At 63.9% G+C, this 6,949-nt stretch carries 5 protein-coding genes and 1 pseudogene; 3 read left to right on the top strand and 3 right to left on the bottom strand.

What is annotated here, in order from left to right:
* The first annotated feature begins 1,040 nt into the window (after positions 1 to 1,040).
* A pseudogene (locus tag ABZX92_RS44490) lies at positions 1,041 to 1,807 on the top strand (IS5 family transposase).
* A gap of 495 nt (positions 1,808 to 2,302) precedes the next feature.
* Positions 2,303 to 2,992, top strand: coding sequence for a hypothetical protein (locus tag ABZX92_RS44485; RefSeq protein WP_355572022.1), 690 nt, complete (start codon positions 2,303 to 2,305; stop codon positions 2,990 to 2,992).
* 298 nt (positions 2,993 to 3,290) lie between these two features.
* Here the strand turns inward: ABZX92_RS44485 and ABZX92_RS44480 are convergent, their stop codons facing one another.
* The 3 genes from ABZX92_RS44480 to ABZX92_RS44470 all read right to left on the bottom strand — a co-directional run bounded on the left by ABZX92_RS44480 (position 3,291) and on the right by ABZX92_RS44470 (position 4,801).
* On the bottom strand, positions 3,291 to 3,446 hold the full coding sequence (locus tag ABZX92_RS44480) for a hypothetical protein (RefSeq protein ID WP_355572020.1): 156 nt from the start codon (positions 3,444 to 3,446) through the stop codon (positions 3,291 to 3,293).
* A 47-nt stretch (positions 3,447 to 3,493) separates the two neighbouring features.
* Positions 3,494 to 4,117, bottom strand: a complete 624-nt coding sequence (locus tag ABZX92_RS44475; RefSeq protein WP_355572019.1) for a helix-turn-helix transcriptional regulator — start codon at positions 4,115 to 4,117, stop codon at positions 3,494 to 3,496.
* 114 nt (positions 4,118 to 4,231) lie between these two features.
* Positions 4,232 to 4,801 carry a hypothetical protein gene (locus tag ABZX92_RS44470; protein WP_355572017.1) on the bottom strand — a complete coding sequence of 190 codons (570 nt, stop codon included), beginning with the start codon at positions 4,799 to 4,801 and terminating at the stop codon, positions 4,232 to 4,234.
* 1,514 nt (positions 4,802 to 6,315) lie between these two features.
* Here ABZX92_RS44470 and ABZX92_RS44465 point away from each other — a divergent pair.
* Positions 6,316 to 6,744 (top strand): replication initiator, encoded by a 429-nt coding sequence (locus ABZX92_RS44465; protein ID WP_355572015.1) that lies wholly within the window; start codon positions 6,316 to 6,318, stop codon positions 6,742 to 6,744.
* Positions 6,745 to 6,949: the final 205 nt, after the last annotated feature.

Below are 6,949 nucleotides of genomic sequence, written 5' to 3'. Positions count from 1 at the left end.
GCGGAAACGCCACCACCGCCGCAACCGCAGGCCCGGCCGCCTCCAGCACCGAGACCTCGAACGCCGACACTCGGACAGGTGCCGGTTGGTGAGATCACCTCGAGCGAACATGGAAACCGAAAGCGAGGCAGAGAGACGGCAGCAACGCTGACGCGCCCGAAGGAGACATCACATGGCGGCCCAGCTCCCCGTTGATCGTCAACATCTCCCAGCTCTTCGGTCTCGACACCTGGATGGACCGTGAGTCTCCTGGGGTTGGCTTCGAGTGGTTCGCAGACCATGTGGTGGTCCACTGCGTGATCAAACGCTAGGCGTACCAAGCGATCGGATGTCGGTTCGCGGACAATCGGGTCGCAGTGGTATCCCGACAAGACGCGCATCGTCTACCGCAAGGACGACGGCCGGCGCCGTCCGGTGTCGAGCAGGTCACATTCATGTTCCGCAGGTACACGGTTCGACCCCGGAAGGCCTGGGACAAGATCCGTGGGAAGGCCCGAACCGAGTTCCTTTTCGCAGCGGCCTGGGGAAGCTGACCGAGATCAGTTACAAGGCTGTGTCCTGGTGGCCGCATCGACGCACGAGGTGGACCCTGAATGACCTGGCGGAGGACTGAACCCGGCCTTGTCGGCTGGCTGGCTGAACTACCTCACCGCGTTCTACCAGAGCGCAGCTATCCCGATCGTCAAGCGCGTCGACCGTCATCTGATGCGCTGGGCGACGGTGGAAACACCCTCAACGAAGTGAAGACCGAGGGAGAGCATGGTTGGAGGTGCCCGGCAGCGCTCACCCAACTGTTCGTGCACTGGACGATGCGCTACACGACCTGACACCCAAGCGTCACGATCCGGATAAGCCGAGAGGCTTACTGGAGGTTGCGGGGAGATAGATCCCGTCGCTACCCGGCAATGTGGGTCCTGTGGCCTAGCGGAAGAGATCACGAGGCTTAGAGAGTGTCTCACGTGGGTTGATCATGGCCTGTCATGATCTTGGTTGTGGTGGACGAGTTGTCGCGGCGGTTGGTGCCGGACGAGTTGTGAACGTTGACGGAGCCGTTGATCCCGAGGTCCGGCGCTCGTCCGCAGGTCGGCGGAACGGTCGGTGTGGATGAGCGTGCTTTGTTCACCGCGATCGTGTTCGTGCTGACCAGTCGGTGTGCATGGCGGATGTTGCCACCGTCGTTCGGAGTCACGGGTGCCGACCGCGCATCGCCGGTTCTCCGAGTGGACCAAGGCGAGATCGTGGAGGCGGCTGCAGTGCGCGGTACTCGACGAGCTGGGAAGCCAGGATCTGATTGATTGGTCGTGGGCGGTGGCCGACGGGGCATCCGTGCGAGCTCGAAAGGGGTCTCTGACCGGCCCGCACCCCCGTTGACCGGGGCAAATCTGGTTCGAAGATCCACGTTCTGTCCGACCGGGCAGGCATTCCGTTGTCCATGGCGATCTCGGCGGTCAACACCAACGACGCCGCTGCAGTTAAACCGCTGGTCCTGGCCATCCAGGCGATCAAAGTCCCGGCGTGGCTCGCGACGGCGACCGGCCAAGCTGCACGCGGACAAGGCCTACGACCAGCGTGAACTTCGTTCCTGGGGCCGTGACCGCGGCATCGCGGTCCGCATCGCACGCGAGGCGTTGAAACAAGCCAGAAACTCGGCCGGCACCGCTAGGTGATCGAACGAACGATCGCCTGGCTGTTCGACTACCGCCGCCTCGGCACTCGTTATGAACGTCACGCCCGTCACTTCAGCGCCTTCCTCGCCCTCGCAGCCGCCCTCACTTGCTACAAGAAAATCACCAAATCGCCCACATGAGACACGGTCTTAGCGCCTCGCCCGAACTCACGTACGAGCCGAGCGTGACGACTGTTGCCGAGCGGCATGCCCCGCAGCGGCCTTGACGGGAAATTAACGGGAAGTATCCAATGTAGATACCTTGTGTGACCAGGAAGCCGACAGTGATCGTGTGCACGTCAAGTTTCCCTAGAATTAACAAGACCTAGTCGCCGCAGATTGTTGCTTGGATATTTTTGGGTCGCTACTGGTTCCCATGAGGTCATTGCCTAGGTTATAATCCGACAGGATTGATCTGCTCCTCGTGCCCCGCCTGCCAGCGTCAACGGCGTCGCTTTGCGGATGCCGTATCCGTCAAGATCGGCATGGCACCGACCGGCGTCGTTCTCCCCGGAGGTTCCTGTCATGTCTAGCCCGCATTGCGGTTCCACAGTTGTCGCCGACAAACCCTCAGGCGCGTGGTCCGAATACTCTTCGGCACGAAGGCTGATCGCTTCGCAAGTCGTATCGGGGTCGGTGACAGTAGGCTACCTCGATCCCGGCACGTGGTCGGCTTGCTTCGGGCTGAGCTACCGCGACTTGCTGCTCGCCGACATGTCCGGCGCACGACGCATCACCGGCCCGGAACTGCGCGTCGTCGCGGGGTCTGGTGACATCCCGGCCGGGCGAAACCTGATCTGCCAACAGTTCCTCGCCACAGACACCGAATGGCTGTGGATGGTGGACTCCGACATGGGCTTCGCCCCCGACACCGTCGAACGGCTGGTCGGCACGGCTGAGCCGACGCGGCGTCCGGTGGTGGGCGCGTTGTGCTTCGGGCTCAAGCACAGTGAAAACGGCCCGTTTCACTCACAGCGTTACGACATCCAACCGACTCTGTACACCTACCACGGTGGCGGCTTGCGGAGCGTCGTGGACTACCCCCGAAACCGGGTGGTCCGGGTAGCGGCGACCGGCGCCGCGTGTCTGCTGATCCATCGCGGCGCACTGCAGGCTGTCCTCGATCGCCACGGTGCCGCCTGGTTCGACCCCATCACCAGCGAGGTTGGCATGTTCTCCGAAGACCTGTCGTTTTGCCTGCGGCTTGCTGAGATCGGCATCAAGCTGCACGTGCACACCGGAGTGAAGACCACCCACCACAAGCACGGCACGTATCTCGACGAGGAGGCCTACGACGCATGCCAACGACAGAAGGCCAGCGCGTAGAGCCCGACGCAGCGATCTCGCAGCGATCAAGAGCAGGTAGGTGGCTCTGTGCCGGATCAACTTTGCCGAGCAGTGGTGCTCAGACAGTGGGCACCACCCTGCTGGAGGGCGTCCGGCGGATTTCACCTTTGTTCGCCGAGGGCGGGCGAGTTGGTCGCATGGACGAGTTGGGGTGCCGACCTGGCGTCGTCGCTGTCCAGGTGGGTCGCCTTCCGTCAGGTGCTTTCCCGTGCCGTCTCGGCAGGATCGCACTTGTCGCCTGCGGTGGGAGCCCGCTCGTTCGCTTGGCGAAGGTGCCTCAGCCTCGCGTGTCCTCGGCCAGTTCGGCCGCGAAGGACGGTTCGTCCTCGTCGTAGTCAACACTTTCAACTACACCGCGGTCCGACAGGGTCCACGGTGCGAACACGTCAGCACGCTCGGTTCGGGTGGCCTCGTGCATCTTGATCTCGTGCATTGCAGTCACCTGTCTGAGGGGCGGGTACTTGGCGTTCGGTGCAGTGGTCAGATCAGGCCGGCCCGCATCGCGTAGGCAACGGCATGCGGGCGGTTGCGTAGTTTGAGCCTGCTCGTCACGCCGCTGATAACGTTCTTCATCGTCCGCTCCGAGTAGCAAAGCCGTTCGGCGATCTCCTCGGTGTTCAACCCGTCGGCCATGAGCCGCAGCACGTCGATTTCGCGTGGAGTGAGTCCGGACGCGTTGAGTCCGAGCGGGGCGAGCACCTCCCTGTGCAACCGTTCGACCTGCTTGATCAGCTCGCCTTGCAGCGAGTAGGGGAGTGCTCCAGCACCGGCGGCGGCCGCGCGGACGGCGACCACCAGCCGCTCACCTGTCGCGATCTGCCTGGGCACGATTGCCATCACCCGGCACTCGACCGCAGTGAGCAGTTCTTCGTCGGCGATCTCCTTGATCACCAGTACCACGGGTCGGGCGGTTTCCTTTGCCGCCCGTCTCATCGCAGTCACGAGATCGGAGCTGAGACGGTCGGTCGCGACCACCTCGACGTCCGCTTCGTCCTGTCGGTCGGGGTGTATCAAGGTGATAGACGGCTGGGACTGCAGGAAACTCGACAGACCCGCTTCGCTGACTGGATCAACGGCGCGCACCAGGACGCGAACATCCTTCACGGTTTCCTCCCGCGGTGACTTGACCAACACCTGGTCCAAGACTGCGGGAGGGTTCTCCACAGGTTCTAAACGCGTCGCTGCAGACCGCGTTCAGAGCGAAGAGGCCGGGTCGCGCTATGACTGCGGGACCCGTTCGCGCATCCACAGGATGCTTCCGAGGTCGCACAGGTCGAGGTAGTGCGCTGGCAGCGCCCCAGCCTTGACGTAGCCGTCAACGCAGTAGTCACATGTGCTCCACACAGCGATCTTGCGGCGCACTCGTGCCGTCACCTCGATGATCTCACGCTCGGGCGTCCCCTCGTGGTAACCGAGCAGGTAGATCCGTCCGATGGGCAGACCCGTCGCGTTGTCCACCCGGCATCCCGACCGGACCGTGTGGATGGACTCCTCGATCGCGCAGGCACGAACTGTCGCGTCGTCGAGGAGTCGTTCGGCGAGGTGGACGGAGAAGTAGGAAGGTGCCTCAATGCGGATGTTGTCGTGCCGCGTGGACATCGACCCGGTTATGAGCGGTGCGAGCATCTCGAAGTCCGAGGATGTCAACGTTGTCGTGCCGTCGATCGCCGTGATGAGGAGTTCCAGCGCGCAGGCCGGGGTTTGTCCCGCATCGAGCAGGTCTTGGCAACGAGCGAAACTGCCCGACGGCAGGTCACAGGACAACCTGCTGAGCAACTCGCGGACCATTCGCAGCGTCCCTTCGTCAGGACCTGTAGTTTCCATGGAAGTCCTTTCGTAAGTACGCCCATCAAGCAGACTAGCCCTCGCGCAGCACCCGGTGGCTTTGGAGACACGCGATGACCCTCCTTGCCCTGCAAGGAGAGGTAGAAAGTGCAGCGGCGATCCGGTCGTGCGGTTTACCTGGGTTCTTCACATCCGCGACTGATCGTGGGGACTTCATCAAATTCGCAGTCGCCGTAGCAGTGCCGGTGGCGGCCTCCGAGTACGGCTATGCGAATCCGAGGAAGGCTGAGGTGATGTCGAGCGCAGCCAGTTGTGCCGAGGCCACGGAGGGTTCGTCCGGGCCCAGCGGCTGGCGGCGCGGCTTGGAATGAGCAACGAGAAGTGCTTGCAACTGAGCGTGGTCAATCGCAGGTGGCTCGACGAACGCGGACTGACCGAATGGATCGAGGCCGAGCAGGGCTCCTAGACGATGAAGGTCAGTCGCAGCAAGCAGTCGTTGCGGGTGCATGAGTACGACATGGCGAACGCGGAGTCGGCCTGCGTCACGCAGCGGAAGGTGCGTTGCCTGAGGGGACAACGGCGTGTGCTCTGTGGACTGGCAGTGGCACCCTTGCCGCTGATGGTCGGTGAGAGGGATGAACGCCCCGTCCGCCTTCTCGGACTACTGCGGTTTGAACTTGTCCCCAGGAAGTCGAACGAGATGTGGTCATGGTGATCTTGTCATCAGGACTGCTTGCATTACACGCTGCGCTTTCGCTGGTGTTGTCGGTCCGTACCGCCCCGGCCGCCGCCGCGCATGGTCTGCTGGCAAGGGTGGGTGGTCGGGATGGCTGAACGCCCGCACGTACCCTCCGTCAACGACCGTGTCGTATCTTCTCTGGCGCCACACACACCGTCGTCGCGGTTCCGGCGCAACGATCCGGCTATTGTCGGCGGTCGGACGGACCACCGTGGTGGCATTTCCCTAGCTGCTCGGCGTGGAGAACTTCGAGCTGGTCGGCGCCCTCCAGCGCCGAAGATCGCGCTCGGCCTGCTGGACGCGCTGCCAGCGCCAGTGCTGGAGGCCACGAAGACCTGGGAACGGGCACTTAATCGAGGTTGAGACTGGGCTGCCGTGGGACGTCGAGGCCGATGCGGCCCTGCGGCTGCGGTAGGAGCCGGCGGTGAGCTCGCTGGCCTTGCGGCAGAGCGTGAACGCTGCCGAGCTGGCCGCTGGCGGGGCGCCGACGAGCTTCTGCACGGTCGAGCGGATGCTGTGTCGCCAGGTTGTCCCGCGCCATCGGCGGGGCCGCCATGAGCCCGCGGCAGCCGCCGTCTGTCGGTCTGCCCGGCCTGCACCGACCGGCACATGGTCGACGCCTACCGCCTCATGCACGCGGGGTGGCTAGCGGCGGCAAAGGCGTTCCCGCAGATGTCTCCGAGGGGCCACGCGTATTCGCAACGCTCACCGCGCCGTCCTTCGGACCAGTCCGCAACCGCCCAACCATCACAACTAGCAGGTCGGACCTGTTCGGGCTGTGGGGAACGGCACCACGACGACGATCCTCGCATCGGCGGCGCCGTCGACCCGGCACCTACGACTACACGGCACCTACGACTACACGGCACCTACGACTACACAGGCCCGGTGCTGGCAGGCACACGCGGGCAAGCTGTGGCGGCGGTTCACTATCGCCCTGCGCCGCAAGCTCGCTGCCACGGCCGGTCTGAAAGTCTTCGAGTTCAAAAACCACGCTCGGCTGTCGTACGCCAGGGCTGCCGAATATCAGCGGCTGGGCGTGGTCCACTTCCACGCCGTCGTCCGGGTTGACGGATCGGACGGACCTCACGACCCCACCCCGGCATGGGCCACGGCCGAACTGCTCGGCGATTGCATCAAGTCCGCAGCTCGCCCAGTCGGAATCGACACCACGTGGCTGGACGGCTCGACGCTGTGTTCTTTGTGAGGCGAACTGGTTGACACCAAGGGGAATCCGCAGCTCCCAGGTCGAGGACGAGTCCGGGACATCATCACTGAGGCCGACTAGCTGGCTATGTCGCCAATACGCCACCAGGGCACAGGCACCAAGGACACCGCAGACCGGCCGATCCGCCCCGGCTGGACATCGACGTCCTGCACATCTCCGAGCACCCCGGCGGACGATGCAGTCC

It is taken from the genome of Lentzea sp. NPDC006480 (assembly GCF_040611995.1).
GTDB lineage: Bacteria > Actinomycetota > Actinomycetes > Mycobacteriales > Pseudonocardiaceae > Lentzea.
The sequence above is the reverse complement of the archived record's forward strand: the minus strand, read 5'-3'. Positions and strand labels throughout refer to the sequence as shown.

Bases quoted from the DNA above. Each gene is read 5' to 3' on its own strand.
- ABZX92_RS44480 (WP_355572020.1), bottom strand. From the start codon at position 3,446: ATGCACGAGATCAAGATGCACGAGGCCACCCGAACCGAGCGTGCTGAC.
- ABZX92_RS44470 (WP_355572017.1), bottom strand. From the start codon at position 4,801: ATGGTCCGCGAGTTGCTCAGCAGGTTGTCCTGTGACCTGCCGTCGGGC.